Consider the following 25,057-nt stretch of genomic DNA (forward strand, 5'->3'; position numbering starts at 1 on the left):
CGCGCCTGCCGGCAAGCCGTGCCGTCTTCACTCGAAAGATCAAGGCACGGCCGAAATCGCGCGCCTCCCCGCACTGCCACACGCGTCTTTCGGACCGTCGAACCACTCCAGAGACTGGGTGCGAGCCCAGACTTGACGATGATCGACGGTACGAATTCCTGGTAGGGGGATCCCATGGCGAAACCGTTCACGCTGCCCGACTTCTATCTGCCGCACCCGGCCACCCTCAATCCGCACCTGGAGGGCGCCCGGGAGCACACCCGGGGCTGGGCACGCGAGATGGGCATGCTGGAGGGCTCCGGCATCTGGGACTTGAAGGACCTGGAGGACCACGACTACGGGCTGCTCTGCGCCTACACCCACCCGGACTGCGACAGCGCCGCGCTCGACCTGGTCACCGACTGGTACGTCTGGGTCTTCTTCTTCGACGACCACTTCCTGGAGACCTTCAAGCGCTCGCTCGACCGGGCCGGCGGCCAGGCCTACCTGGACCGGCTGCCCGCCTTCATGCCGATGGACCTCGGCGACGGGTTCCCCGAGCCGACCAACCCGGTCGAGGCGGGCCTGGCCGACCTGTGGGCGCGCACCGTGCCGCACATGTCGCTCGGCTGGCGGGCCCGGTTCCGGGAGAGCACCGAGCATCTGCTGAACGAGTCGATCTGGGAGCTCTCCAACATCAACGAGGGCCGGGTCGCCAACCCGGTCGAGTACATCGAGATGCGCCGCAAGGTCGGCGGCGCGCCCTGGTCGGCCGGCCTGGTCGAGTTCGCGGCGCAGGCCGAGGTGCCCGCCCGGGTAGCCGGCAGCCGCCCGCTGCGGGTGCTGCGCGACACCTTCTCGGACGGCGTGCACCTGCGCAACGACCTCTTCTCCTACCAGCGCGAGGTCCAGGACGAGGGCGAGCTGAGCAACGGCATCCTGGTCCTGGAGCGCTTCCTCGGCTACACCACCCAGCAGGCGGCCGATGCGGTCAACCAGATCCTGACCAGCCGGCTGCACCAGTTCGAGAACACCGCCCTGACCGAACTCCCGCTGCTCTTCACCGAGTTCGCGCTGACGCCGGACGAGGTGGCGAAGGTCGCCGGCTATCTCAAGGGCCTGCAGGACTGGCAGTCCGGCGGCCACGAGTGGCACATGCGCTCCAGCCGCTACATGAACGACCGGGCCGGCGCCGACGCTCCCGGCAGCACGTTCTCCGCGATCCCGGTGGGCCTCGGCACCTCGGCCGCCTCCTTGCGCCGGTACGTCGACCTGCCGGGCGGGCTGCGGCAGTTCAGCCATGTGCCGTACCAGCAGGTCGGCCGGACCCCGCTGCCCGAGTTCCCGATGCCCTTCCCGCTGCGGATCAACCCGCACCTGGAGGCGGCCCGCGAGCACGACTACGCCTGGTGCCGGGAGATGCGCTTCACCGAGCCGACCCCCGGCCTGCCGGACTCCGGCGGCTGGACCGAGCGCTCGATGCGCAACGCCGACGTCCCCCTGTGCGGGGCCGGCATCGCACCGGACATCCCGCAGAGCGCGCTCGAACTCAACGCCGACTGGCTGGCCTGGGGCACCTACGCGGACGACTGGTTCCCGATGGCCTTCGCCTACCCGCCGAGCCCGCTGGGCGCCAAGGCCTGCGCCGACGGGCTCAAGCCCTACATGCCGCTGGACTCGCCCGACCGCGGCCCGCTGCCGACCACCGCCCTGCAGCGCGGCCTGGCCGACCTCTGGCAGCGCACCGCCACCCCGCTCACCGCCCCTCAGCGGCAGACCCTGCGCGGCAGCATCGAGGAGATGCTCGACTCCTGGGTCTGGGAGATCGGCAACATGGCGCAGCACCGGGTCCCGGACCCGGTGGACTACATCGAGATGCGCCGCTTCACCTTCGGCAGCCAACTGACCAGCAACCTGGCCAGGTTCAGCACCGAGGAGGCGGTGCCGGAGCAGGTCTGGCGCTCCGGCACGCTCAAGGCGCTGGTCAGCTCGGCCTCCGACTACGCCTGTCTGATGAACGACGTCTTCTCCTACCAGAAGGAGGTCCAGTTCGAGGGCGAGGTGCACAACGGCGTCCTGGTGGTGCAGAACTTCTTCGGCTGCGACCGGGACCAGGCGCTGGGCATCGTCCATGACCTGATGTCCTCCCGGCTGGACCAGTTCCAGCACATCGCGGCCAACGAGATGCCGATCCTCTACGAGGACTTCCAGCTCGACGCGGCGGGCCGCCAGGCGCTGGAGGACTTCGCGCAGGGGCTGCGGAACTGGCTCTCCGGGATCCTCAACTGGCACACCAACGTCGGCCGCTACCGCGAGGAGGAGCTGGAGTACCAGCCGACCGCCTACCTCCAGCGGATGTCCGCTCCGCCGGCCACACCGGCCGCACCGGCCACCGCACCCGCACCCGCACCCGGCGCACCCACCCGCGGATTCGCCCCGCCCGCCGCCGGCGGCCTCGGCACCTCCGCCGCCCGCATCGCCCGTGAGCTCGCGGCGGCTGTCAGCCGCTGACCGCGGGACCGCACCCCGCCGCGGCCGCTGCCTTCCCCGAGGCAGCGGCCGCCGCGCGCCCAGCGGCCCGTAGGCTGACCGGCATGACCGTTCTGCGTTCCGCCGCCCTGTTCGTCCTGGCCGCCCTGGCCGAGATCGGGGGCTGCTGGCTGATCTGGCAGAGCGTGCGGGAGTCCCGGCCCTGGTGGCTGGCGGGCCTCGGGATCCTGGCGCTCGGCGGCTACGGCTTCGTCGCCGCCTTCCAGCCGGACAGCCACTTCGGCCGGGTGCTCGCCGCCTACGGCGGTGTCTTCGTGGCCGGCTCGCTGATCTGGGGCGTCGTGGTGGACGGCTTCCGCCCGACCCGCTACGACGTGGCCGGCGCCCTCATCTGCCTGGTCGGCGTGGGCGTGATCATGTACGGCCCGCGCCGCTGACACCTCTCGGCTCAGGACCCCGCTACCACTGGGTCGCCCGCCGGAAACCGAACGCCATTGCTGCACGGGTGGTGGAGAACAGCTTCCTTGCGCGCCCCTGTCAGCGGTTTGAGTCGTCCTGGTTCAGCGCTGACCAGCAGGCGCTCCGAGGCAATTCGAGCATGGGCCGCGACCACCAGGAGAACAAGCCCGCCAGTACCACGACCCCGGCAAGCCCTGCCGCCACCATGACCCGGGGACGCGGGAATCGACGCTCAGCCATTGATCACGGTCGCGGTCAGGCCGCCCTGCGTGAACCCGTCGGACGCCTGGTTCGCCGCCGAGGTCGCAAGAGCGTCGATGTCGCTGGGGGTCAGCGCGGTGCCCTGAGCCGCGATCCGAACCGCCGAACTCGCGGCAGCGGATACGGCGTTCCGTCAGACCTCCAGCAGTTGCGCCACCGCCGCCGCCAGGCTCGCCGCGGTCGTCGCCGGGTCGCCCAGCGCGCCGCCCACCATCGCACCGTCCCGCAGCAGGATCAGCACGTCCGCCCGCCGTTCGGGCTCGCTCAGCCCGGCCTCGCCGAGCAGGCGGGTGATCAACTCGCGCAGCCAGCCGCGGTGGTCGGCGATCGCCCGGGAGACGGGGTGCCGCGGATCGGGGTACTCGGCGGCGGCGTTGATGAACGGGCAGCCACGGAAGCCCGGGCCGCACATCTCCTGTCCCAGCCGCTCCACCAGCAGCCCGAGCAGCTGGTCGGCCGTCAGCCCGCCGCCGAGCCCGGCCGCCACCTCGGCCCGGATGCCCTCGTCCCAGCCCTGGATGTACGCCCGGACCAGCTCCTCCTTGCCCGGGAAGTGCCGGTAGAAGGTGGCGCGGGTCACCTCGGCCTCGGTGACGATCCGGTCCACGCCGACCGCGTGGATCCCCTCGGCGTAGAACAGCCGGGTAGCGGTGTCGAGGACTCGTTGGCGGGCGGCGGAAGGTGTACTCACATCACTGACCGTACTACTATCAGCGAGGAAGAACGAACGTTCTGTCCGCCCCTTCGCGAGCGCTAAGGACCCACCATGGCCAAGTCCCCCGAGGTCGGCACCCCTGCCCCCGACTTCACCCTGCCCGGCCTGCTCCTCACCGAAGGCTCCGCCGAACGCCGCGACTACCGCCTCGCCGAGGCCCAGGGCAGCCCGCTGGTGCTGGTCTTCTACCCCGGCGACGACACCGCGGTCTGCACGAAGCAGCTCTGCTCCTACACCTCCGACCTCGACCGCTTCAAGGACCTGGGCGCCACCGTCTGGGGCATCAGCCCGCAGGACCTGGACAGCCACGAGGCCTTCGCCCGCAAGCACCGCCTCGCCTTCCCGCTGCTCGCCGACACCGACCGCGCGGTGGCCAAGGCCTTCGGCATCGCGGTGCCCGGCCTGGGCCTGCGCCGCTCGGTCTTCATCCTGGACGCCGACGGCACGGTGCGCTGGAAGCACGTCGCACTGGCCGGTCTGACCTTCCAGCACAGCGACACCCTCACCGCGCAGCTCGCCGCGCTGTGAGGGTGTCGCCCTGGTGCGGTGGAGGTCAGTGACCCCGGGCCACCCACTCGTCCAGGTGCGGGGCCTCCTCGCCGATCGTGGTGGTCGGCCCGTGGCCGGTGTACACCACGGTCTGCGGGGGCAGCACCAGCAGCCGCTCGCGGATCGAGCGGATGATGGTCGGGAAGTCGGAGAACGACCGCCCGGTCGCCCCGGGTCCGCCCTGGAAGAGCGTGTCCCCGGTGAACACCGCGTCCAGCGCGGGCACATAGACGCTCACCCCGCCGGGGCTGTGCCCGGGCGTGTGCCGGATGTGCAGGTAGAGCCCGCCCACGGTGATCCGCTGACCGTCCGTCAGTTCCTCGTCCGGGTGGTCGCCCGGGTGGGCCTGCTTCCACAGCGGCAGGTCGTCCGGGTGCAGCAGGATCGGCGCACCGGTCAGCTCCGCCAGCTCGGGCGCCGCGTTCACGTGGTCGTTGTGCGCGTGGGTGCAGATGATCGCCACCACCCGCCGGTCGCCGACCGCGGCCGCGATCGCCGGGGCGTCGTGCGCCGGGTCGATCACCACGGCGTCCCGGTCGTTGGCGACGATCCAGACGTTGTTCTCCACCTCCCAGCTGCCACCGTCCAGTTCGAAAGTGCCGGCCGTGACGAGGTGCTCGATCTCGGGTTCGGGGGGCAGCATCTGCATCAGAACACCACCACCGAGCGGAGCACGTCGCCGTCGCGCATGGTGGCGAACGCCTGCTCGACCTCGTCCAGCGTGATCGTCTCGGTGACGAACGCGTCCAGGTCGAGCCGGCCCTGCAGGTAGAGGTCGATCAGCATCGGGAAGTCCCGCGAGGGCAGGCAGTCCCCGTACCAGGACGACTTGAGCGCGCCGCCGCGCCCGAAGACGTCCAGCAGCGGCAGCTCCAGCTTCATCTCCGGCGTCGGGACGCCGACCAGCACCACGGTGCCGGCCAGGTCCCGGGCGTAGAAGGCCTGCCGGTAGGTCTCCGGTCGGCCCACCGCCTCGACCACCACGTCCGCGCCGTGACCACCGGTCAGCGCGCGCACCGCCTCCACCACATCGGTGCCGTCCGAGGCGTTCACCGTGTGGGTGGCGCCCAGGCCCTTGGCGCGCTCCAGCTTGCGCGGGTCCAGGTCCACCGCGATGATCTTCGCCGCTCCGGCCAGCTTGGCCCCCAGCACGGCGGCGTTGCCGACCCCGCCGCAGCCGATCACCGCGACGCTGTCGCCGCGGGTCACCCCGCCGGTGTTGATCGCCGCGCCCAGCCCGGCCATCACGCCACAGCCCAGCAGCCCGGCCGCGGCCGGCGAGGCCGCCGGGTCGACCTTGGTGCACTGCCCGGCCGCCACCAGCGTCTTCTCCGCGAAGGCGCCGATCCCCAGCGCGGGGCTCAGCTCGGTGCCGTCCAGCAGCGTCATCTTCTGCTTGGCGTTGTGGGTGGCGAAGCAGTACTGCGGCCGCCCGCGCCGACAGGCCCGGCACTGCCCGCAGACGGCCCGCCAGTTGAGGATCACGAAATCGCCCGGCGCCACCTCGGTGACCCCGGCGCCGACGCTCTCCACCACGCCCGCCGCCTCGTGCCCGAGCAGGAACGGGAACTCGTCGTTGATCCCGCCCTCCCGGTAGTGCAGGTCGGTGTGGCAGACGCCGCACGCCTGGACCTTGACCACCGCCTCGCCAGGTCCGGGGTCGGGCACGACAATCGTCGCCACCTCCACCGCTTCGCCCTTGCCCCGGGCGATGACGCCCCTGACCTGCTGTGACATCCGGCCTGCCCCTTTCGTGTCGTCCCCGAGAAAGCCGAACGGCCCCTCGGGAGATCATTGTCTCCCGAGGGGCCGCCCGCGACGCCCGTTCCGTCAGCCGGCGTCGCGCGGAGAGCCGGTGCCTCGGCGCTCCGCTTGGGCGTTGGCCTCGAAAACCCGCGGCCCGACCTCTGTCCGACTGCGGCCTGGTGAAGCCGTCAGCGGTCGCCCGCGCTCCAGCCCCAGCCACCGCCCTGGCCGTCATCGTCCGATTCGCTGTCCCAGCCCTCGCCGACGGTGCGCACGATCGTGTAGTGGTCGATCTGCTGGCCGGTCTCGGTCAGCGCGGTGACCTTCATCGAGGACTTCTGGCCCAGGTGCGCCGGGGTGACGTCGACCTTGATGAAGGAGTAGCCGAGGTAGCGCACCCGCGACCACTCGACGGTCTCGGTGACCTTCTGCTGGCCCTTGGCGTTGTAGAAGGTCTTCACCTCGTCGACCCGGTTCTCGTGGCCCTCGTAGGTCTGCGGCGCGCCGAAGCTGTAGAGGCTGCGCCCTGCGGCGCCCGCGGTCACGTAGACCACGCCGTCCTTCTCCGGCTCCAGCGTGGCACCGCTCGGGATCGCCTTGGAGACCTTGTTGCCGAGGATCGCGTCGGTGCGCTCGTACACGTGGTTGTGACCGTTGATCACCAGGTCGACCCGGTACTTCTCGAACAGCGGCACCCAGGCCTCGCGGACCCCGCCCTCGGAGGCGTGCGAGGTGGTGGTGGAGAAGGCGCAGTGGTGGAAGAAGACCACGACGAAGTCGATCGTCTCGTCGTTGCGGAAGTCCTTGAGCTGGCGCTCCAGCCACTTGGTCTGCCGGCCGGCGGTCAGGCCCAGGTTGGCCGGGATCTCGTAGGACACGTCGTTGGCGTCCAGCGAGATGACACCGACGTTGCTGTAGCGGAAGGCGTACACGCCGGGCGCCTTGCGCGGGTCCGGCCCGTTGTCCGGCAGGAACCAGCGGGCGTCCTCGCCGCCGTAGCCGTTGTGCGAGTACCAGGCCTCCATGTCGTGGTTGCCGTAGGCGACCATCCACGGGATCTTGGCGGCCACGGCCTCGGTCTGCACCAGGAAGGCGTCCCAGGTCTTGGCGTTGAAGTCGGCCTTGTCGGCGTCCAGGCCCTGGCCGTCCGGGTCGGCGTAGCAGATGTCGCCGGCGTGCAGGTGGAACTTGGGGTTCTGCGCCAGGATCACGTTGTCGTTGTTGACCGCGTGGGCGCTGACACCCTGGTCACCGAAGGCGGTGAAGGTGAACGGCTCGTAGACCTTGCCCCAGCGGTCGTCGCGCGAGGCGGCGGTGCGGAAGGTGCCGAGCGAGGAGATCGCCTGCTGACTGGCCGGGTCGAAACCCTTGTGGCCGACCGCGTAGTAGTACGTGGTGTCGGGATCCAGGTCCTCCAGCGCCACGTGCACGTAGTACTGGTCCAGCGGGCTCTGGCCGGGGACCAGCGCCGGGGTGTGCAGCGAGCGGATCTCCGCGTCGATCTTCTCGCTCAGCTCCCAGGGGGTGCGGCCGTAGCGCACGAACGGCTTCTTGACCGGCAGCGGGACCTGCCAGGAGATCCGGAACTGGGTGTCCGGCTCGGCGCCGAACTGCAGGTGCCGGCCGACCGGGATCACCTTCGAGCCGTCCACGGCCGAGGCCGCGTCACCGACCAGCGTCGGCGTGGTCTTCGGCGCCGCATAGGCGTTGCCGGAACCGAGCACGCCCCCCACGGCCAGCGCCCCGACCGCCACCGCACTGCCGCGCAGCACCCGGCGCCGGGAGAGCTTGCCCCGCAGGTACTCGTGCTGCTCGGCCATGCTCATCCGGGCGGCGAGCTGCTGCGGCACGCCCATGTTCGGAATATCCGTCTCCATGTGGGGGACTTTGCCAGCCCTTGAGGTACGCCGCTCGGACGTTCGATGAACAGTTACCGACGAGTCGGTGGCCCCTGCGTCACTGACGTGTGCTCAGGCCATGCGCTACGCCGTCGCCTCGGCCGCGGCGCGGCCCGCGGTGCGGCCGCTGAACAGGCAGCCGCCGAGGAAGGTGCCCTCCAGGGAGCGGTAGCCGTGCATTCCGCCGCCGCCGAAGCCGGCTACCTCGCCGGCCGCGTAGACGCCCTGCAGTACCGAGCCGTCGGCGCGCAGCACCCGGGCGGACAGGTCGGTCGCAAGGCCGCCGAGTGACTTGCGGGTGAGCACGTGCAGCCGCACCGCGATCAGCGGGCCCGCCTTGGGGTCGAGCAGCCGGTGCGGGGCGGCGGTGCGCACCAGCTTGTCGCCGAGGTAGCGGCGGGCGCCGTGGATCGCGGTCACCTGGAGGTCCTTGCCGAAGGGGTTGGCGATCTCGCGGTCGCGCGCCTCGATCTCGCGGCGCAGCGCGGCCTCGTCGATCAGTTCCCCGCCGGCCTTCCGGTTCATCCCGTGCACCAGGTCGCCGAGCCGCTCGGCGACCACGAAGTCCGCCCCGTACTTCTTGAACGCCTCCACCGGCCCCGGCGCGCCGGGCAGCGCGCGGGCGAGCACCTGGCGGGGGCTGCGGCCCGTCAGGTCCGGGTTCTGCTCGGAGCCGGAGAGCGCGAACTCCTTCTCGATGATCTTCTGGGTGAGCACGAACCAGGTGTGGTCGTAGCCGGTGCCGCGGATGTGCTCCAGGGTGCCGAGGGTGTCGAAGCCGGGGAAGAGCGGCACCGGCAGCCGGTTGCCGCGCGCGTCCAGCCAGAGCGAGGAGGGCCCGGGCAGGATCCGGATGCCGTGCCTGGCCCAGATCGGGTTCCAGTTCTCGATGCCCTCGGTGTAGTGCCACATCCGGTCGCCGTTGACCAGGTGCCCGCCGGCCGCGCCGGCCACCTGCTGCATCAGCCCGTCGACGTGCGCCGGCACGCCGCTGAGCAGGCGCGCGGGCGGGGTGCCGAGCCGGGCCGGCCAGGCCTTGCGGACCAGTTCGTGGTTGCCGCCGATGCCGCCGGAGGCGATCACCACCGCCTGCGCGCGCAGCTCGAAGGCGCCGGCCACCGCGCGTGAGCTGGCCACCCCGCGCGCCACCTCACTGGGCACCAGCACCTCGCCGCGCACCGTGTCGGTGACGCCCGCGGTGCTCGCCAGCTCGGTGACCCGGTGCCGGAAGCACGTGCGCACCAGCCCCTTGGCGACGGCGGCCCGCACCCGGCGGGCGAACGGCTCGACCAGGCCCGGGCCGGTGCCCCAGGTGATGTGGAAGCGCGGCACCGAGTTGCCCGGGCCGCTGGCCAGCAGCCCGCCGCGCTCCGCCCAGCCGACCACGGGGAAGAACCGCACCCCCTGCGCGTGCAGCCAGGCGCGCTTCTCGCCCGCGGCGAAGTCCAGATAGGCCTTGGCCCACTGGCGCGGCCAGTTGTCCTCGGGCCGGTCGAAGCCGGCCGTGCCGAGCCAGTCCTGCCAGGCCAGTTCGTAGGAGTCGCGGATCCGCAGCCGGCGCTGCTCGGGCGAGTCGACCAGGAACAGGCCGCCGAAGGACCAGTGCGCCTGGCCGCCGAGGGAGGCGGCCGGCTCCTGGTCGAGCAGGATCACCGTGCGCCCCGCGTCGGCGAGTTCGGCGGTGGCAGCCAGGCCCGCCAGGCCGGCTCCGATCACGATGACGTCGGCGTCCAGTGCCATGGGGGTTCTCCTTCACGCGGCCGGTCCCGGGCCCTGCCAGAGATCCTCGTGCCTGCGCTTCGCCCCCGTCAACGGCCGCGTCGACGGCCACCCTGACGGTCCCTCGGCTGCCGATTGACCGTGGAATGGACCGATATGTCCGCTAGTGTCGGTCTTCAGCACCGCAGCCAGTCACGGCAGCCAGTCACCGCAGCCAGTCACCGCGGCCAGTCGCCACGGCCGGCCGCCGCGACCAGTCACCGCCCCCCCGGGAGGACCGCATGCGACACCCCGACGCGTACCCGTACCGGATCACCCGCGAGGACCTGCGGATCCCGGTGGCGGGCGAGGTCGAGCTCTACGCCCGCATCTGGCGCCCCGTCACCGACGAGCCGGTGCCCGCGCTGCTGGAGTACCTGCCCTACCGGCTGACCGACTGGACCGCCCCGCGCGACGCCGAGCGCCACCCCTGGTACGCCGGCCACGGCTACGCGAGCGTGCGGGTGGACATCCGCGGCCACGGAAACTCCGGCGGCCTGCCCGGTGGCGAGCACGACGCCCAGGAGCTGGCCGACGGCGTCGCGGTGATCGAGTGGCTGGCCGCGCAGCCCTGGTGCACCGGCCGGATCGGCGCGTTCGGGATCGGCTGGGGCGGCACCGGCGCGCTGCAACTGGCCGCGCTGGCCCCCGAACCGCTGCGCGCCGTGGTCGCCGTCTGCGCCACCGACGACCGCTACGACAACGACGCGCGCTACCTCGGCGGTTCGGTGCACGGCGCGGACCTGCACGCCCGGTCGGCCGGCCTGCTCGCACTCGCCGCCCGCCCGCCGGACCCCCGCTACGTCGGCGAGGAGTGGCGGCGGCTCTGGCTGACCCGGCTGGCCGCGCTGGAGCCGTACAGCACCCCCTGGCTGAGCCACCAGACCCGCGACGACTACTGGCGCCAGGGCAGCGTCGGCGAGCGGTACGACGCGATCCGGGCCGCCGTGCTGGCGGTGGGCGGCTGGGCCGACCCGCACCGGGACACCGTGCTGCGCCTGGTCGAGCACCTGCGGGCGCCGGTGCGCGGGCTGATCGGCCCCTGGCCGCACCAGTACCCCGACCGCGGCCTGCCGCCGGGCCCGGCGATCGGCTTCCTCCAGGAGACGCTGCGCTGGTGGGACCAGTGGCTCAAGGACCAGGACACCGGGATCATGGCCGAGCCCCGGCTGCGCAGCTGGATGCCCGAGCCGGCCGCCCCCGAACCGACCACCCCCGGGCCACCCGTCCCCGGGCCGCCCGGAGCCGGATCCGGAGCCGGCGAGCCCGCCGGACGCTGGATCGGCGAGGACCAGTGGCCCTCCGACGACGTACGGGAGATCCACTACGGCCTGGCCGACACGCTGCGCACCGCGGGCACCCCCGAGGGCGAGCGCTTCGTGCCGGTCCGTTCACCGCAGCACACCGGGATCGACGCCGGACGCTACCGCCCGGTCGGCGCCACCGCCGACCTGCCGCCCGACCAGCGCGCGGAGGACGGCCGCTCGGTCTGCTTCGACACCGCGCCGCTGGCCGAGCGGCTGGAGATCCTCGGCCGCCCCTCGCTCCAGCTGCGGCTGCGCTGCCCGGCGACCCGCGGGCAGGTGGTGGCCCGGCTCTGCGACGTGGCCCCGGACGGCGCCGCCGCCCTGGTCACCCTCGGCGTGCAAAACCTCACCGCCCGCAACGGGCGCGAGCAGGTGCTCCCCTGGGAGCCGGGCGCGGTGGCCGAGGTGGTCCTCGAACTCTCCGGGATCGCGCACGCCTTCCCGCCCGGCCACCGGATCCGGCTCGCGCTCTCCTCGGCGTACTGGCCGTGGGTCTGGCCGCAGCCCGCGGCCGCCGGCTTCGAGGTCGACCCGGGCCACAGCACCCTGATGCTGCCGGTGCGCCACCTGGCCGCCGACGTGGGGCGGGCGCCGATCGCCTTCGCCGAGCCCGAGCAGTCCGCCGCGCCGGGAGTGCACCACACCACCGCGAGCGACCCGCGGCCCGAGCGGCTGGTGGTGCAGGACGTGGCGGCCGGCGAGTGGCGCCTGGAGGTGGACCCGAGCCACCAGGGCTCGCGCGCCTACCCCGACGGCCTGATCTGCACCGAGCAGGCGCTGGAGACCTACCGGATCCGCGAGGACGACCCGCTCGGCGCCGCCGCCCGGGCCGCCTGGACGATCCGCCTGGAGCGGCCCGAGGACGGCTGGGACGTGACCGTGCAGACCCGCTCGGAGATCGGCTGCGACGCCGAGGCGTTCACGACGCGCAGCCACCTGACCGCCTGGGAGGGCGGCGCGGTGCTCTTCGAGCGGGACTGGGAGCAGCGGATCCCGCGCACGGCGGGCTGAGGCCCGCGAGGCCCGCGAGATCGGTGCGGCCGGTGCGGCCCTACGGCATCGGGTAGGTCCCGGGCGGCACCGTGGAGGTGCTGGCGTTGCCGCCCACCACCGGCTGCAGGGTGATCTTGACCGTGGAATACGTGCTGCTGGTGGTGGTGAAGTCGGTGCTGTCGTCGAACTTGGTGTAGTCGCAGTTCTCGGTGAACTTCTTGCTCGCGTCGTCCCAGTCGAAGCCGCCGGCGAAGTACATGTCGTACGTGCCGTCCTCGATCCCGGTCATCTTCGCGGTCTGGCCCTTGACCACGTAGAAGGAGTAGGCCGACTGGCCGCCCTTGACCAGGGTCAGCACGGCGTCCACCGTGCCGCCGCTGTTGTCCACGGTCAGCTCGCCACTGCCGTCGTTCGCCCCCTGGCGCACCAACGCGCCGTTACTCAGGGCGCGTTGCTGCTGCTGCGGGGTCTGCGGCACGTTGAAGGTGGTGGTGTAGCCGCCGGTGGCCAGCGACTGCAGCGCGGTGGGCACGTCCTTGAGGCCCTGCGCGGCGCCGGTCTCGGCCAGCGCGGAGGAGGTGGCGCAGACCTTGTCGTCGCCGATGTCGGTCTGCACCGTGCCGAGGTTGGTGGCCAGCGTGTCCAGCGCCACCGAGAGCTGGCGGTTGGCGTCCGAGACGCTGGGCGGCGGGTTGGCGCCCGACAGGGACTGCGAGGCGGTGCTCGCGGCCTGCTGGGCGGTGGCCAGGTCGCCGTTCAGGTCGTCCACGCTGCCGGCCTGGGTCAGCTTGGCGAGCGCGTCGTTGACCGGGCCGATGGCGGAGTTCAGGGTGATCGCGTACGGGACGGTGTAGGGCGTCGGACTGCTGGGCGCCATGGTGCCGATCGAGTCGGTCCCACCGTCGCTGTTCGCGGTGTTGCTCGAATGGGTCGAGCTGCAGGCGGTGACCAGGAGCAGTGCACCGGTGAGGACCGCGGCGTGGCGCAGCGGCCGACGGACGAGACTGTGCTCAGCGGTGCTGGTGGTGCGTGCTGAACCGTGCAAGGTGAAGCCCCCCAAATGGCCCTGGCGTGCGGGTGCGCCGCACAGCGTCTCAAAACCGGACTGACCGGGTCAATGCCGCTGGCAGCAGAGCTGCGCGGCGGCCCGGCCGGTGTCGACCGGGTGCCCTGACCGGGTACCGATCGGGCGCCCGGACCGGTGCCGATCGGGCACGGTCCAGGGGGCCGCCGACGTCCGCGCGCGCCGTCCCATAGGATCGCCGGGTGCTCGCGCTGACCGGAATCCCCCTGCAGATCATCGCCTCGATCCTGGCCGTGGCGGCCTTCGTCGTCACCATCTGGCTCTGGCCCAAGCTCGGCGGCAGGGGCGTCAAGGCGCTGCTCGGACGGCTCGGCGCCTTCCTCGGCACCCAGGCGCTGGTGCTGGTCGCGATGGCGCTGGTGGCCAACTCCTACTTCGGTTTCTACACCACCTGGACCGACCTGCTCGGCACCGCCGGCGGTCCCGGCACCGTGGTGGACCACAAGCCGAGCAACGGGCTCTCGGTGACCGGCGAGCAGAAGTTCTACTCCTCGCAGGGCTCGGCCGAGGACCGCTCCGGGGTGATCCAGAAGGTCGAGCTGACCGGCGCCCGCTCCGGGCTGACCAACCAGGCCTACGTCTACCTGCCGCCGCAGTACTTCCAGCCCGCCTATGCCAACAAGCAGTTCCCGATGGCGCTGGTGCTCTCCGGCTACCCCGGTTCGGCCGAGAAGCTGATCTCGCTGATGCAGTACCCGGCCAGCACGCTCAAGGCGATCAACGCCAAGGAGCTGCCGCCCACCGTCCTGGTGATGATGCGCCCCTCCCCCATCGCCAACCGGGACACCGAGTGCATGGACGTCCCGCACGGCCCCCAGGTGGAGACCTTCTTCACCGACGACCTGCCCAAGGCGCTGGCCACCGGCTACCGGATCGACCCGCAGGCCGGCGCGCACGCCGCGATGGGCGACTCCACCGGCGGCTACTGCGCGCTGAAGTTCGCGCTGCGCAAGCCGGACGCCTACGGCGCGGCGATCGCGCTCTCCTCCGACTACAGCGTCAGCACCGACCCGACCACCGGTGACCTGTTCGGCGGCAGCGAGCAGCTCAAGCAGGAGAACGACCTGCTCTGGCGGCTGAAGAACACCCCCGCGGCACCGGTCTCGCTACTGCTGGCCACCAGCCCGAACGAGGACAACTACCAGGCCACCCAGCAGATGGTGGCCGCCTTCAAGGCGCCGACCAAGCTCTCCACCATCACGCTGAACAGCGGCGGCCACAACTTCCACACCTGGGGCCGCGAGATCCCGCCGGCACTGGCCTGGCTCGGCCGGCAGTGGGCGCAGCTGCCGCCCTCGACCAGCACCCCGAGCACCCCGAGCGCCCCGGCCGGCGCCTGACGCTCCGTCAGGACAGCGGTGACCCGCCGGCCGCCGGCAGCTCCAGGAACTCCGCGAAGAACGCCAGCAGTTCGGCCACCTGGGCCGACCGGCCGCCGCGGGCCCGCGGGCCCGGGCCCGGACCGGCCGCCTGGCGCAACAGCACCGGGCGCCCCGAGCTGCTCGCCTGCTGCAGGGCGGCGCACATCTTGCGGGCGTGCAGCGCGTCCACCCGCTCGTCCGCCTCGAAGGCCGTCAGCAGCACGGCGGGGTAGGCCGTGCCGGGGCGCACATGGTGGTACGGCGAGTAGCCGAGCAGCCAGTCCAGCTCCCGCGGCTCCTCCCGGGAGCCGAACTCCTCGGTCCAGTCCGGGCCGTGGCCGCTCAGCTGGTAGCGGGCCATGTCCAGCAGCGCCGCCGAGACGGCCACCGCCCCGAACAGCTCGGGCCGTTGGGTCAGCGCCGCGCCCACCAGCAGACCGCCGGCCGCGCCCCGGCCGAGCGCGCCGAGGCGCCCGGGGGTGCACCGCCCGGTCTCCAGCAGGTACTGCGCGGCCGCGGTGAAGTCGTCGATGCCCTGCTGCTTCTGCTCGCGCATCCCCGCCCGGTGCCAGTCCTCGCCCTCCTCGCCGCCGCCGCGCACACAGGCCACCGCGAACTGTCCGCCCCGCTCGGCCCAGGCCAGCGCCGCGGCGTGGTAGCCGGCCAGCCGCGGCTCACCGAAGGCACCGCGGCCCTGCAGGATGGTGGGAAGCGGCCCGGCGGGGGCGGCGGCCGGGCGGGTCAGCAGCAGCCGCACCGGGGACCCGTCGGCGGCGGGGTAGCCGAGCTCGGTCACCTGGACCTCGGGGACGCCGGACAGGCCGCAGCCGCGCCAGACCGAGCAGCGGTCCTGGCCGGCCTCGTAGCGGTGCACGGTCTGCGGGGTGCGCGGGTCGGCGTAGCCGAAGTAGGCCTCCCGGCCGTCCGCGGCACCGGCCAGCTCGGCCACCGCGCCCGGCCCCGGCAGCTCGACGGTGCCCAACAGCGCGCCGGAGTCCAGTCGGTGACGGGTGAGCTGGGTCCGGCTGCCGCTCGACCGCAGGGCGAGCAGCTGGGGCACCGGGAGTGCGGCGCCGTCGAGGACCGCGAAGGCGGCCAGGTGGGCGTGCTCGTCCCCGGTCAGCAGGGTCCGCACCGGGGCGCCGGGGGTCGCGGCGAGCAGCCGTCCGTGCGGCGCCTGGTCCTCGGTGAGCAGGTAGAGCGTGCCGTCGGCGGCCGGCCAGGGCAGCCCCGCACCGCGGCCGTCGATCACCAGCTCGCGCAACTCCGGTTCTTCCAGGGGGCCTTGGCGCAGGTCGGCGGCCCAGAGCCGGTGGCCGGCGCCGGTCGGCCCGCCGGCGCCGGCCACCACCAGCCTGCGGCCCGAAGCGCCTGTGGTGGCGTCCAGTTGGCTGCCCGCCGGCAGACCGGCGCCGAACACCTCCTGGTCCACCGGCTGTCCGAGCCGGTGCAGGTGGAGCAGTTCGCCGCCGTGCTGGCTGCCGCGGCTGTAGTAGAAGGCGCTTCCGTCGGCCGCCCAGGCGACCGTGCCGTACCGGCAGCCGTCGATCGGCGCGTCCACCAGCCGCCCGGTGGCCACCTCCAGGATCCGCAGCGTGTACCGCGGCCCGCCCGCCCCGACGCCCGGGCCCTCACCACCCCCGCCGCCCCCACAGCCACCACCCGGGTACTCGCCGCCCTGGTAGGCGATCAGCCGCCCGGTGGGATCCGGCGACCAGCCGCCGAGCAGGCCGCGCCCGCCCGGGTCGACCAGCACCCGGCGCCGGCCCGCCTCCTCGACCACCAGCACGGGCTGCCCGGCGTCCGGGCCACGCACGGTGTGGAAGGCGCGGCCGCCCGCGAACCGCGGCACCCCCAGCCGCTCGAAGGCGGTCAGCCGCTCCAGCGCGGCCTGGAACGCGCCGCCCCCCGCCCACCGCTGGGCGACGCGGCGGAACAGGTCGTGCTGCGCGGCCGACCAGCGCCGGGTGTCGGGGTGCGCGGCGTCCTCCAGCAGACGGTAGGGATCGGCGACCGCCCGCTCGCCCAGCCGCTCGACCGTCTCCCCGCGCGGCGCGACCGGGTACACCAGGGGCGGCGGCGGATCACCGGGCGGGAGCGGATCGGACGAGGAACGCACGTTCCCCCCAGCAGGGTTGGTGGACGGCAGGACGATCCCCCCGCGCCGCCCTCGCCCCGCGCCGCCCCCTGGGCAAAAGCCGGCTGACCGCGCGCCATCATAGGCACGCGGTCAGCGCGGGCGTCAATGACGCTACTTGACGAATCGTCAGCTGCTGCTGGTGGGCGGGTTGGTGGCGCAGTGCGTCCCCGCCGCCGGCATCGTGCCGTCGATCAGGAAGGCGTCCACATCCGACTTGATGCAGCTGCTCTTGTCGTAGCCGGTGTGGCCGTCCCCGTCCCGGGTGAGCAGGGTGGCGTTGGCCAGGCTGCTCGCCAGGTGCTGAGCCCAGGCGTAGGGGGTGGCGTCGTCGCCGGTGGAGCCGACCACCAGGATCGGGGCGCTGCCGGTGGCCTTGAGCACCTGCGGCGGCGTGGGCCCGTGCACCGGCCAGTCGGCACAGTCCATCGACGCCCGCACGTCGTCGACCGTCATGTGGTTGGTCAGGTAGGGCGCCTTGGTGTGCAACTGCTGCAGGGCCTGCTGGAGCTGGTCGTCGGTGGGGGGCGTCGAGCCGTCGTCCGCGCAGTTGATCGCCTGGTTGGCGTCCGCCTGGTTGCTGTAGTGGCCCTGCTGGTCCCGGCTGTTGTAGTCGTCGGCGAACGCGATCAGCGCATCGGGGCTGTGCGCCTTCATGGCGTTGCTCAGCCCGATCCGCAGGTACCCCCAGGACTTGGCGTCCCCGTAGAGCATGTCCATGGTGCCGGTCCAGCCCAGCGCCTGGGTGAGCGTGCGGCCGCTGGTGGCGGAGGTCAGCGGGTGCGCCTGAAGGCCGTCCAGGAAGTCGGCGGCCTTCTTCGCGGCGGTGTTGGGGTCACTGCCGAGCGGGCACCCGGACTGGTTCACGCAGTCGGCGGCGAAGTGCTCGAAGACGCTCTCGAAGCCGACCATCTGGGCGACGCTGCTGTCCAGGTTGCTGACGCTCGGGTCCATCGCGCCGTCCAGCACCAGGCGCCCGGTGCGGTCCGGGAACTGGTTGGCGTAGTAGGTGCCGAGGGAGGTGCCGTAGGAGAAGCCCAGGTAGTTGAGCTTCTGGTCGCCCACCGCCCCGCGCAGCACGTCCAGGTCGCGGGCCGCGTTGACCGTCCCGACGAACGGCAGCAGCTTGCCGGACTTGGCCTCGCAGGCGGCCCCGAGGTCCTTGACGCTGGTCGGCCCGGCGTGGTCCTGGGCGTCGAGCTGGTCACGGGCGGTGTCGTCCAGGCAGTGCACGGCGGTGGACTTGCCGACGCCGCGCGGGTCGAAGCCGATCAGGTCGTAGCGGTTGTTCAGGTTCCCGAAGGAGCTGGTGGCCGCGTTGGTGAGCAGGTCGAGCCCGGAGCCACCGGGGCCGCCCGGGTTGAGGAAGAGCGAGCCGAGCCGCTGGTCCTGGTGGATCGCCTGCTTGCGCATCAGCGCCAGGTCGATGGTGTCCGCACCCGGGTTGGTGTAGTCCAGCGGGACGTGCGCGGTGCCGCACTGGAAAGCCGACATGTCGACGTTCTTCTGCGCCGGGTCGTCCGGGCAGCTGCTCCAGGCGATCTGTTGCCCGTAGAACGGCTTGAGCGCCGGGTCGGCGTCACCCGTCGGCTTGGGCGTCGGCGTGGGGCTTGCGGACGGCGACGGCGGGGCACTGGCCGAGGCGGCGGTGGCGGGAGAGGCCGGTGCGGCGGACGGCGGCGTCCCCTTCGCGACCGGCGAGCCCCCGGACCCGCCGCAGCCGGCGATCACGGTGACCCCCAGCACGGCGGGAAGGATGCGGCGCGACAGGCGCGCCAAAGTGGTGTTCACCGCAGAGAAATATCATCTTCTCGTCACACAAGCATCCCGATACCCGCTGCTCAGCCGCCGATCGCCGACATCGGCCGCTCGGGCCGGCGGAACCCGGCGGAGTTGATCTCGTGCCCGGGCCCCTTGCGCCCGATGGCGCCCCGCCAGGCCCGCTCGATCTCCGCGTCCCCCGCCCCGCCGCGCAGCAGCGCGCGCAGATCGGACTCCTCGGTCGCGAAGAGGCAGTTGCGCAGCTGCCCGTCGGCGGTCAGCCGCACCCGGTCGCAGGTGCCGCAGAACGGCCGGGTGACCGAGGCGATCACCCCGACCACCGTGTCCGTCCCGGCGATCCGCCACTCCTCGGCCGGCGGGGTGCCGCGCCCGGCGGCCAGCGGCTCGCGCGCCACCGGGACCAGCTCCCAGCGGCTGCCGAGCACCCCGAGCAGTTCGTCCGCGGTGATCATCGCCGACCGGTCCCAGGCGCCCTGGGCGTCCAGCGGCATCGATTCGATGAAGCGGATCAGATAGCCGTGCGCGGCGGCGAACCCGACCAGGTCGAGCAGCTCCTCGTCGTTGACCCCGCGCACCGGGACGGTATTGATCTTGACCGGCGCCAGGCCGGCCTCCCGCGCGGCGGCCAGCCCCGCGAAGACGTCCGCGATCCGGTCGCGCCGGGTGATCTCCTGGTAGCGCTCGCGCCGCAGCGTGTCCAGACTGACGTTGACCCGCCGCAGCCCGGCCGCCCGCAACTCCCCGGCCATCCTGGCCAGTCCGATCCCGTTGGTGGTCAGCGACAGCTCGACGCCGAGCGCGGTCAGCCGGGCCACCAGCCCCGGCAGCCCCCGCCGCAGCAGCGGCTCGCCGCCGGTCAGCCGCACCGAGCCGATCCCCAGCCGCTCGACCCCCACCCGCACCAGGCGGACGATCTCCTCGTCCGTCAGCACCTCGGCCCGGGGCAGCCAGGCGAGGCCCTCGGCCGGCATGCAGTAGGTGCAGCGCAGGTTGCAGCGGTCGGTCAGGGAGACCCGCAGATCGGTGTGGACCCGGCCGAAGCGGTCGACCAGCGGGGCAGGTGCGGTGTGCATAACGGCCAGTAGAAGCGGACGGGCGGCAAAGATCCAGGGGTGCATTGCCCGGCTTCCCACCAAGGCCGGCACCCCCTCCTTGTGTGATCACACAGGGCCGCGGCGGTCCGCCGGCCGCCATCCTGGTGCCATGACTCCGGCCGTCGCCCCCGCCCAGCCCCCGTCCTCGCCCCCGTCCGTCGCCGCGCTGGTGCTGGCCGCGGGCGGCGGGCGCCGGCTCGGCGGACGGCCCAAGGCGCTGCTGCCCTTCCGCGGCCGCCCGCTGGTCGAACACGCCGTGCGCGTGGTGCGCGAGGGCGGCTGCGCCCCCGTCCTGGTGGTGCTCGGCGCCGCCCGCGCGCAGGTGCTGGCCGAGGCCGACCTGACCGGCTGCACCGTGGTCGCCAACCCCGACTGGGCCGAGGGCATGGGCGGCTCGCTGCGCGCGGGCCTGGCCGCCCTGCCCCCGCACTGCCCGGGCGTGCTGGTCTTCCTCGTCGACACCCCCGGCGTCACCCCCGCCGCCGTCGCCCGCCTGCTCGCCGCCCACCGGTCCGGCGCCGCCCTGGCCGCCGCCGGCTACGCGGGACGCCGCGGCCACCCGGTGCTGATCGGCGCCGACCACCTCGCCGAGGCCGCCGCCGGCGCCCAGGGCGACGCCGGCGCCCGCGCGCTGCTGACCCGCCGCCAAGCCGAACTCCAGCTGGTCGAGTGCGGCGACATCGCCGTCCCCGACGATCTGGACACCCCCGCCGATCTGGCCCGCTGGTCGGCCGGACAGCACCGCGACGGCCCACGGGCATGGCCCGTTGGCCCGGGTTCACCCTGAAAAATCCCTGATCATTACGGGCAATTGCTGCCGCCGCACGGCCGGATCGGGAAGCATGGGCCACGGGGAGCACCGGAAGCGCCCCCGCCCACTCGACCCGAACGGACGGTGTGTGCCTTGTCCGGACTTCCGCTGCCCGACGACTTCACCGGCCGCGATCCACGGGAGGGCGGTGGGCCGCACGGCGGCCACGGTCCGTACCCGGGCGACGAGCCGTACGCCGCTGCCCAGGTGCCCGAGGCGGCGACCAGCACGCCCGGCGCGCGGGCGATCCGCTGCCCGGCCTGCCGCCGCGAGCACGTCTACGAGCCGCCCACGCTGCCCTGTCCGTGCGGGGCCGCGCTGAAGGTGCCGCTGCTGCGCGGCGGGGTGCCGGTGCAGGTGCGGTTCCGCTCCTGGGAGGACTCCTGGCTGAGCATGCGCTGCCCGAACTGCGGGCGCTCCGACCAGTGGCCGCAGCCGGAGTTCAGCTGCAACTGCGGTGCCACCGTGCGCCTGCCGGTGGACCGCGCGCCGCAGCCCGGGGCCAGTGGCCCGCAGGGCTCGCGTCCGCTCGGGGTGCGCCCGCAGGTCCCCGCACCCGGCGCGTGGCAGGGCGACGGCGCGCTCTACGCGGACCACCCCGGCTCGCCGGGAGTACCGGGCGGCTCGCACCGGATACCGCGCTCCGACGCACACCCCGGTCCCGGCGCACCGGCCGTGCCGCCCTCGGTGCCGCAGGGCGGCCGCTGGCAGAACCGGCCGCCGTTCCGCCCGCAGCCCATCCGGACCGGGCAGGACGCGGTGCTGGCCGCCGCCCGCTACCTGGAGTGGCTCGGCTTCGGCGAGTTGGAGCTGACCGAGGGCCAGGAGCGGGAGTCGGTCACGCTGCTCGGCGACCGCCTGGTGGCCCAGGTGGACAGCTGGCCGGAGCAGGCCGACATGCGCGCGGTGGAGTGCCTGTGGCTGCAGACCCTGCACGCCGAGGAGATGGCCGCCGCGATGTTCACCACGGCCGGCTACTCGCACCAGGCCACCGTGCGCGGCGAGCAGCTGCTGGTGGCGCTCTTCCTGCTGGACGACGGCGGTGTCCCGCAGCCGGTGAACGGCGCGGCCGAGGCGCTGCTGGAGACCGGCTGGACCTCCTGACCCACCGTTCCCACCTGCCCCGCGGGGCCCGGCCGGGCGCTCGGGGACGCCGAAATACGTCACGCTCGTGATCTGGTGCACAAGCTCCCTCGCGTGTTGAATTGCGGTGCTCCACGGCCCTGGTCGCCTGGGCCTGTCCGGCGGATCCTGCCGGACAGGATCCGCCGGACAGGCCCAGGAGCACCGCATGGCCGTGGGGCACCGCACACAAGGAGGTGGCGTTGTCGGAGCACGGAACGGCCCCGCTGAGCGGGGGGACACGTGGCCGGCCGGCGGATGCCGACCACGGTGGCGGGCCACCACGACTGGCCGGTCCACCAGGAGTGCCACCGCACGGCGGTGGGCTCCATCCGGGTACGGACGGCCACCTCGACGAGATCACCAGCGGCACCGTCTGGCGGCTGCGCTCGCGCGCCTGCTGGCAGGAGGCCGCCGAACTGCTCGGCCAGGGTGCCGAGCGGGACCCGCGGACCGCCCTGGTCCGCGCCGAACTGCTCATCGAGCAGTGCCTGTTCACCGCCGACCACTGGGAGGAGGCGGAGTCCGCGTTACGGCTGGCCGAGGCGGGGGTGACCAGCACCGAGCAGCGCGCCGCGGCCGCCTGCGCACGCGGCTTCCTGGCCTATCTGGGCAGCGTGCTCGGTCCGCGCGACCGTCTGGACGAGGCCCAGGCCGCGCTCGGCCGCACCTCGGCGCTGCTGCCCGCGGGCGCGCCGGGCCGACCGCTGCTGGACTTCCGGCGCGGGCTGGTCGCCGAGAACCTGCTGCGCGACCGGACGGCCGCCTGGATCGCCTACCGCCGGGCCCACGACGGGGCGTTGGCCCGCGGGGACTCGCTCCTGGCCTCCTCCACCTGGCGCCACCTGGCCGCGCTCGCGCTGGCCGGCGGTGACCGGGTCCGGGCCCGTGAGGGGTTCACCGCCTCCCTGCGGCTGCGCGAGGAGCTGGGCTTCATGGTGGGGGTGGCGCCGGCGCTGGCGGCGCTGGCCGAGGTCGCGGAGCCGGAGGAGGCGCAGCGGCTGCGGGCGGAGGCCGGGCGCCTGGTGCAGTCGCTGGGGGGCGTGCCGGTCTGGCTGGTGGGCCGGCTCGGCGAGGACGGCGCGGCCCTGACGCCCAGCGGGCCGCCGGGCGCGCCGCGCGGGGCACCACCGAGCGCGCGCCCGGGCGTGCCGGGTGCCAGGGCGGGCGGCAGTGCTCCGGCGCCGCCGGGCGCCCGTTCCGACTCCCTGTGGTCCGAGCCCCCGGCCGGGCCCCCGCCCGATCCCCCGGACGGACGCGGAGAGCGGGACAGTCGACGCCCCGTCAGCTAAGGTGAGCCTAACCTGATGGGTGAGGTGCGCGCGGAGACCGTCCGCGCGCACCTCACGCGTCCGGGCCCAGCTCACCCGGGGCCGCGCGCGGTCACCCGGCCGATCCGATGGGGCACGCCGTGACCGAGTGCACCGACCTCAGCCCCGGGCGACACCCGACTCCCCCCTTCGCCGGCGCCTACACCGCCTTCGCCCAGGTCTTCCCCGAACTGCGGATCCACCACCACACCGAGGCCCGGGCCCACGACGGCTGGGTGACCACCCGTCAGCTGCTCGACGACCCGGCCCTGCGCGCCCGCCTGGTCGCCGCCGAGGCCCGGCACGGCCGGGCCCGGTTCGGCACGGCGCCGCGCGCGGACGTCGCGGCCGGCTTCTGGCTGCACCGCTACACCTGGCCGCTCTGCCTGGTCTTCACGCTGCCCTGGCTGCTGGAGCACCGGGTGCCGCTGCTGCCCGTCGAGCAGCTGGCCAGCCGCCGGCCGGCCGGCGGCTGGGGTCCGGCCGAGCTGGCGCTGCTGCCGAGCGCCGCGCCGCTCGCCTTCGCCTGCCTGCCCGGTGACCCGGCGGCAGCGCTGCCCGGCGCCCGGGTGGTGGCCGACCAGGCGGCCCTGCGCGCCACCCTGCGCGCCACCGTCGCCGCGCAGCTGGGCCCGCTGCTGACCGCGTTGCGCCCGCTGCTGCGGCGCGGGCCGCGCACGCTCTGGGGGCTGGTGACCGACGAGCTGGTGGAGGGGCTCTGGTACGCGGCCGGCCTGCTGGGCGAGGAGGCCCGGGCGGTGGCCGCGCTGACGGCACTGCTGCCGGAGGCGCCCGCCGAGGGCGCGACACCTGCCGAGGGCGCGGACGGCGCGCCCTTCACCGGCGCCGCCGCGTTCCGCCTCACGGCACCGCAGCACCCGGGAGGCACCGCGCTGCCCACCCGCACCAGGGTCAGCTGCTGCCTCTACTACACCCTGCGCCCCGAGAACCTCTGCACCGGCTGTCCACGCGCCTGCGGCTGAGCCACCCTCGGACCGCCGCCTGGCGCGTCGGTCATACCATCATCCTGACGAAACGTCAGTTCACGCTCTCTCCAGTGTATTTGCGCCCAAACCGCCCGTACGAACGCCGGGCATCCGCCATGATGGGCGTCCTCTCGGGTGGCGCCGCGCCACCCGACCACCGAGAGAGCGAGGCTGGCTCAGACCATGAAAATGCCGGACATACCACTGGGCTGGGCCGTCGTCGCCGTCGCCGTCCTGCTGCCGGGGGCGATCCTGGTGGCCTTCCTGCGCAGCCGGGGGACCGCCGCCGCGCGCGGCGCGGACTCCTGGGAGCGCACCGAGGAGCGGCGGCGGCGCAAGGAGTCGCTCTACGGCGGCGCCTCCTACACCCTGCTCTTCTGCTGCGCGGCCGTGGCGGCCGCGCTCTCCTTCCACGGACTGGTCGGCTTCGGCACCCAGAACCTGGGCCTGTCGGGCGGCTGGGAGTTCCTGGTCCCGTTCGGCCTGGACGGCGCCGCGATGTTCTGCTCGGTGCTCGCCGTCCGGGAGGCCAGCCACGGTGACGCGGCGCTCGGCTCGCGGCTACTGGTCTGGCTCTTCGCCGGCGCCTCCGCCTGGTTCAACTGGGTGCACGCGCCGCGCGGCTTCGGGCACGCGGGCGCCCCGCAGTTCTTCGCCGGGATGTCGCTGTCGGCGGCGGTGCTCTTCGACCGGGCGCTGAAGCAGACCAGGCGGGCCGCCCTGCGGGAGCAGGGCCTGGTGCCCAGGCCACTGCCGCAGATCCGGATCGTGCGCTGGCTGCGGGCCCCCCTGGAGACCTACGCGGCCTGGTCGCTGATGCTGCTCGAAGGGGTGCGCAGCCTGGACGAGGCGGTCGAGGAGGTGCGCGACACCAAACGCGAGGCCGTGGTCAACCGCGAGCGCCAGCGGCTGGCCAGCCGGCGTGAGCGGGCCGAGATCCGGGCGATCAACCGCTCGCACGGTGGCTGGGGCCGGGCCAGGGGCGCCGCCACGGCCCCCCAGCTGGAGCCCGGCGGCGCGGAGCCCGCGATAGCGGCGGGCCTCGCGGAGCCGCCCGCCGTGGCCGCCGCCGCGCCCCCGCCCGGCCTGCCCGCCGGACCAGGGCGGCGGACCATCGACCTGACCGCGGACGACGAGACCATGACGCTGCCCCGGCTCGACTCGCTGGAGCAGAAGCTCAAGGACCTGGAGCGGCAGTTCGGCTGAGCGGGCCCA

At 73.6% G+C, this 25,057-nt stretch carries 19 protein-coding genes; 10 read left to right on the plus strand and 9 right to left on the minus strand.

Features of this window, described 5'->3' with window-relative positions; all coding sequences use genetic code 11:
- The first annotated feature begins 174 nt into the window (after window positions 1–174).
- Window positions 175–2,490, plus strand: a complete 2,316-nt coding sequence (locus ACFZB9_RS00410; protein WP_391442486.1) for a germacradienol/geosmin synthase — start codon at window positions 175–177, stop codon at window positions 2,488–2,490.
- 83 nt (window positions 2,491–2,573) lie between these two features.
- On the plus strand, window positions 2,574–2,906 hold the full coding sequence (locus ACFZB9_RS00415) for a YnfA family protein (protein WP_391442488.1): 333 nt from the start codon (window positions 2,574–2,576) through the stop codon (window positions 2,904–2,906).
- A 416-nt stretch (window positions 2,907–3,322) separates the two neighbouring features.
- Here the strand turns inward: ACFZB9_RS00415 and ACFZB9_RS00420 are convergent, their stop codons facing one another.
- Window positions 3,323–3,880: a TetR/AcrR family transcriptional regulator gene (locus ACFZB9_RS00420; protein WP_391442489.1), complete on the minus strand. Its 558-nt coding sequence runs from the start codon at window positions 3,878–3,880 to the stop codon at window positions 3,323–3,325.
- Between the two features lie 75 nt (window positions 3,881–3,955).
- On the opposite strand from ACFZB9_RS00420, the gene ACFZB9_RS00425 reads away from it, so the two are divergent.
- A complete protein-coding gene (locus ACFZB9_RS00425) occupies window positions 3,956–4,432 on the plus strand; it encodes a peroxiredoxin (protein WP_391442491.1) in 477 nt (158 codons plus the stop codon).
- Window positions 4,433–4,457: 25 nt separating this feature from the next.
- On the opposite strand, the gene ACFZB9_RS00430 is transcribed toward ACFZB9_RS00425, so the two are convergent.
- From ACFZB9_RS00430 to ACFZB9_RS00445, 4 genes are all read right to left on the minus strand, one after another.
- Window positions 4,458–5,102 carry an MBL fold metallo-hydrolase gene (locus tag ACFZB9_RS00430; protein ID WP_391442492.1) on the minus strand — a complete coding sequence of 215 codons (645 nt, stop codon included), beginning with the start codon at window positions 5,100–5,102 and terminating at the stop codon, window positions 4,458–4,460.
- Window positions 5,102–6,190 carry an S-(hydroxymethyl)mycothiol dehydrogenase gene (locus ACFZB9_RS00435; protein ID WP_391442494.1) on the minus strand — a complete coding sequence of 363 codons (1,089 nt, stop codon included), beginning with the start codon at window positions 6,188–6,190 and terminating at the stop codon, window positions 5,102–5,104. Before ACFZB9_RS00435 ends, ACFZB9_RS00430 begins: the two co-directional genes overlap by 1 nt.
- Window positions 6,191–6,387: 197 nt before the next feature.
- Window positions 6,388–8,055 carry a fibronectin type III domain-containing protein gene (locus tag ACFZB9_RS00440; RefSeq protein ID WP_391443296.1) on the minus strand — a complete coding sequence of 556 codons (1,668 nt, stop codon included), beginning with the start codon at window positions 8,053–8,055 and terminating at the stop codon, window positions 6,388–6,390.
- 126 nt (window positions 8,056–8,181) lie between these two features.
- Window positions 8,182–9,837: an FAD-binding dehydrogenase gene (locus ACFZB9_RS00445; protein WP_391442496.1), complete on the minus strand. Its 1,656-nt coding sequence runs from the start codon at window positions 9,835–9,837 to the stop codon at window positions 8,182–8,184.
- A gap of 260 nt (window positions 9,838–10,097) precedes the next feature.
- On the opposite strand from ACFZB9_RS00445, the gene ACFZB9_RS00450 reads away from it, so the two are divergent.
- Window positions 10,098–12,173, plus strand: coding sequence for a CocE/NonD family hydrolase (locus ACFZB9_RS00450; protein WP_391442498.1), 2,076 nt, complete (start codon window positions 10,098–10,100; stop codon window positions 12,171–12,173).
- A gap of 40 nt (window positions 12,174–12,213) precedes the next feature.
- Here the strand turns inward: ACFZB9_RS00450 and ACFZB9_RS00455 are convergent, their stop codons facing one another.
- Window positions 12,214–13,200: a hypothetical protein gene (locus tag ACFZB9_RS00455; protein WP_391442500.1), complete on the minus strand. Its 987-nt coding sequence runs from the start codon at window positions 13,198–13,200 to the stop codon at window positions 12,214–12,216.
- Window positions 13,201–13,421: 221 nt separating this feature from the next.
- On the opposite strand from ACFZB9_RS00455, the gene ACFZB9_RS00460 reads away from it, so the two are divergent.
- Entirely contained in the window at window positions 13,422–14,579 is a 1,158-nt protein-coding gene (locus ACFZB9_RS00460; RefSeq protein WP_391442501.1) for an alpha/beta hydrolase, read from the plus strand.
- A gap of 7 nt (window positions 14,580–14,586) precedes the next feature.
- Here ACFZB9_RS00460 and ACFZB9_RS00465 read toward each other — a convergent pair whose 3' ends face one another.
- The 3 genes from ACFZB9_RS00465 to moaA all read right to left on the minus strand — a co-directional run bounded on the left by ACFZB9_RS00465 (window position 14,587) and on the right by moaA (window position 19,592).
- Entirely contained in the window at window positions 14,587–16,719 is a 2,133-nt protein-coding gene (locus tag ACFZB9_RS00465; protein WP_391442503.1) for a prolyl oligopeptidase family serine peptidase, read from the minus strand.
- A gap of 147 nt (window positions 16,720–16,866) precedes the next feature.
- A complete protein-coding gene (locus ACFZB9_RS00470; protein WP_391442505.1) occupies window positions 16,867–18,528 on the minus strand; it encodes an alpha/beta hydrolase in 1,662 nt (553 codons plus the stop codon).
- 50 nt (window positions 18,529–18,578) lie between these two features.
- Window positions 18,579–19,592, minus strand: coding sequence for a GTP 3',8-cyclase MoaA (gene moaA, locus ACFZB9_RS00475; protein ID WP_391442506.1), 1,014 nt, complete (start codon window positions 19,590–19,592; stop codon window positions 18,579–18,581).
- Window positions 19,593–19,722: 130 nt separating this feature from the next.
- Between moaA and ACFZB9_RS00480 the strand changes: the two genes are divergently transcribed.
- The 5 genes from ACFZB9_RS00480 to ACFZB9_RS00500 all read left to right on the plus strand — a co-directional run bounded on the left by ACFZB9_RS00480 (window position 19,723) and on the right by ACFZB9_RS00500 (window position 25,048).
- Entirely contained in the window at window positions 19,723–20,400 is a 678-nt protein-coding gene (locus tag ACFZB9_RS00480) for an NTP transferase domain-containing protein (RefSeq protein WP_391442508.1), read from the plus strand.
- A gap of 117 nt (window positions 20,401–20,517) precedes the next feature.
- Window positions 20,518–21,528: a hypothetical protein gene (locus ACFZB9_RS00485; RefSeq protein ID WP_391442509.1), complete on the plus strand. Its 1,011-nt coding sequence runs from the start codon at window positions 20,518–20,520 to the stop codon at window positions 21,526–21,528.
- Between the two features lie 215 nt (window positions 21,529–21,743).
- Window positions 21,744–22,838, plus strand: a complete 1,095-nt coding sequence (locus ACFZB9_RS00490; RefSeq protein WP_391442511.1) for a hypothetical protein — start codon at window positions 21,744–21,746, stop codon at window positions 22,836–22,838.
- A gap of 119 nt (window positions 22,839–22,957) precedes the next feature.
- Window positions 22,958–23,839 (plus strand): (2Fe-2S)-binding protein, encoded by an 882-nt coding sequence (locus ACFZB9_RS00495; RefSeq protein WP_391442512.1) that lies wholly within the window; start codon window positions 22,958–22,960, stop codon window positions 23,837–23,839.
- A gap of 186 nt (window positions 23,840–24,025) precedes the next feature.
- A complete protein-coding gene (locus tag ACFZB9_RS00500) occupies window positions 24,026–25,048 on the plus strand; it encodes a DUF2637 domain-containing protein (protein WP_391442514.1) in 1,023 nt (340 codons plus the stop codon).
- The last annotated feature ends 9 nt before the right edge of the window (window positions 25,049–25,057 follow it).

The sequence above is a fragment of the Kitasatospora sp. NPDC008050 genome (assembly GCF_042957465.1).
Taxonomy (GTDB): domain Bacteria; phylum Actinomycetota; class Actinomycetes; order Streptomycetales; family Streptomycetaceae; genus Kitasatospora.

Coding starts and splice junctions, on each gene's coding strand:
- ACFZB9_RS00410 (WP_391442486.1), top strand. CDS start 175: ATGGCGAAACCGTTCACGCTGCCCGACTTCTATCTGCCGCACCCGGCC.
- ACFZB9_RS00415 (WP_391442488.1), top strand. CDS start 2,574: ATGACCGTTCTGCGTTCCGCCGCCCTGTTCGTCCTGGCCGCCCTGGCC.
- ACFZB9_RS00425 (WP_391442491.1), top strand. CDS start 3,956: ATGGCCAAGTCCCCCGAGGTCGGCACCCCTGCCCCCGACTTCACCCTG.
- ACFZB9_RS00430 (WP_391442492.1), bottom strand. CDS start 5,102: ATGCAGATGCTGCCCCCCGAACCCGAGATCGAGCACCTCGTCACGGCC.
- ACFZB9_RS00435 (WP_391442494.1), bottom strand. CDS start 6,190: ATGTCACAGCAGGTCAGGGGCGTCATCGCCCGGGGCAAGGGCGAAGCG.
- ACFZB9_RS00440 (WP_391443296.1), bottom strand. CDS start 8,055: ATGGGCGTGCCGCAGCAGCTCGCCGCCCGGATGAGCATGGCCGAGCAG.
- ACFZB9_RS00445 (WP_391442496.1), bottom strand. CDS start 9,837: ATGGCACTGGACGCCGACGTCATCGTGATCGGAGCCGGCCTGGCGGGC.
- ACFZB9_RS00450 (WP_391442498.1), top strand. CDS start 10,098: ATGCGACACCCCGACGCGTACCCGTACCGGATCACCCGCGAGGACCTG.
- moaA (WP_391442506.1), bottom strand. CDS start 19,592: ATGCACACCGCACCTGCCCCGCTGGTCGACCGCTTCGGCCGGGTCCAC.
- ACFZB9_RS00480 (WP_391442508.1), top strand. CDS start 19,723: ATGACTCCGGCCGTCGCCCCCGCCCAGCCCCCGTCCTCGCCCCCGTCC.
- ACFZB9_RS00500 (WP_391442514.1), top strand. CDS start 24,026: ATGAAAATGCCGGACATACCACTGGGCTGGGCCGTCGTCGCCGTCGCC.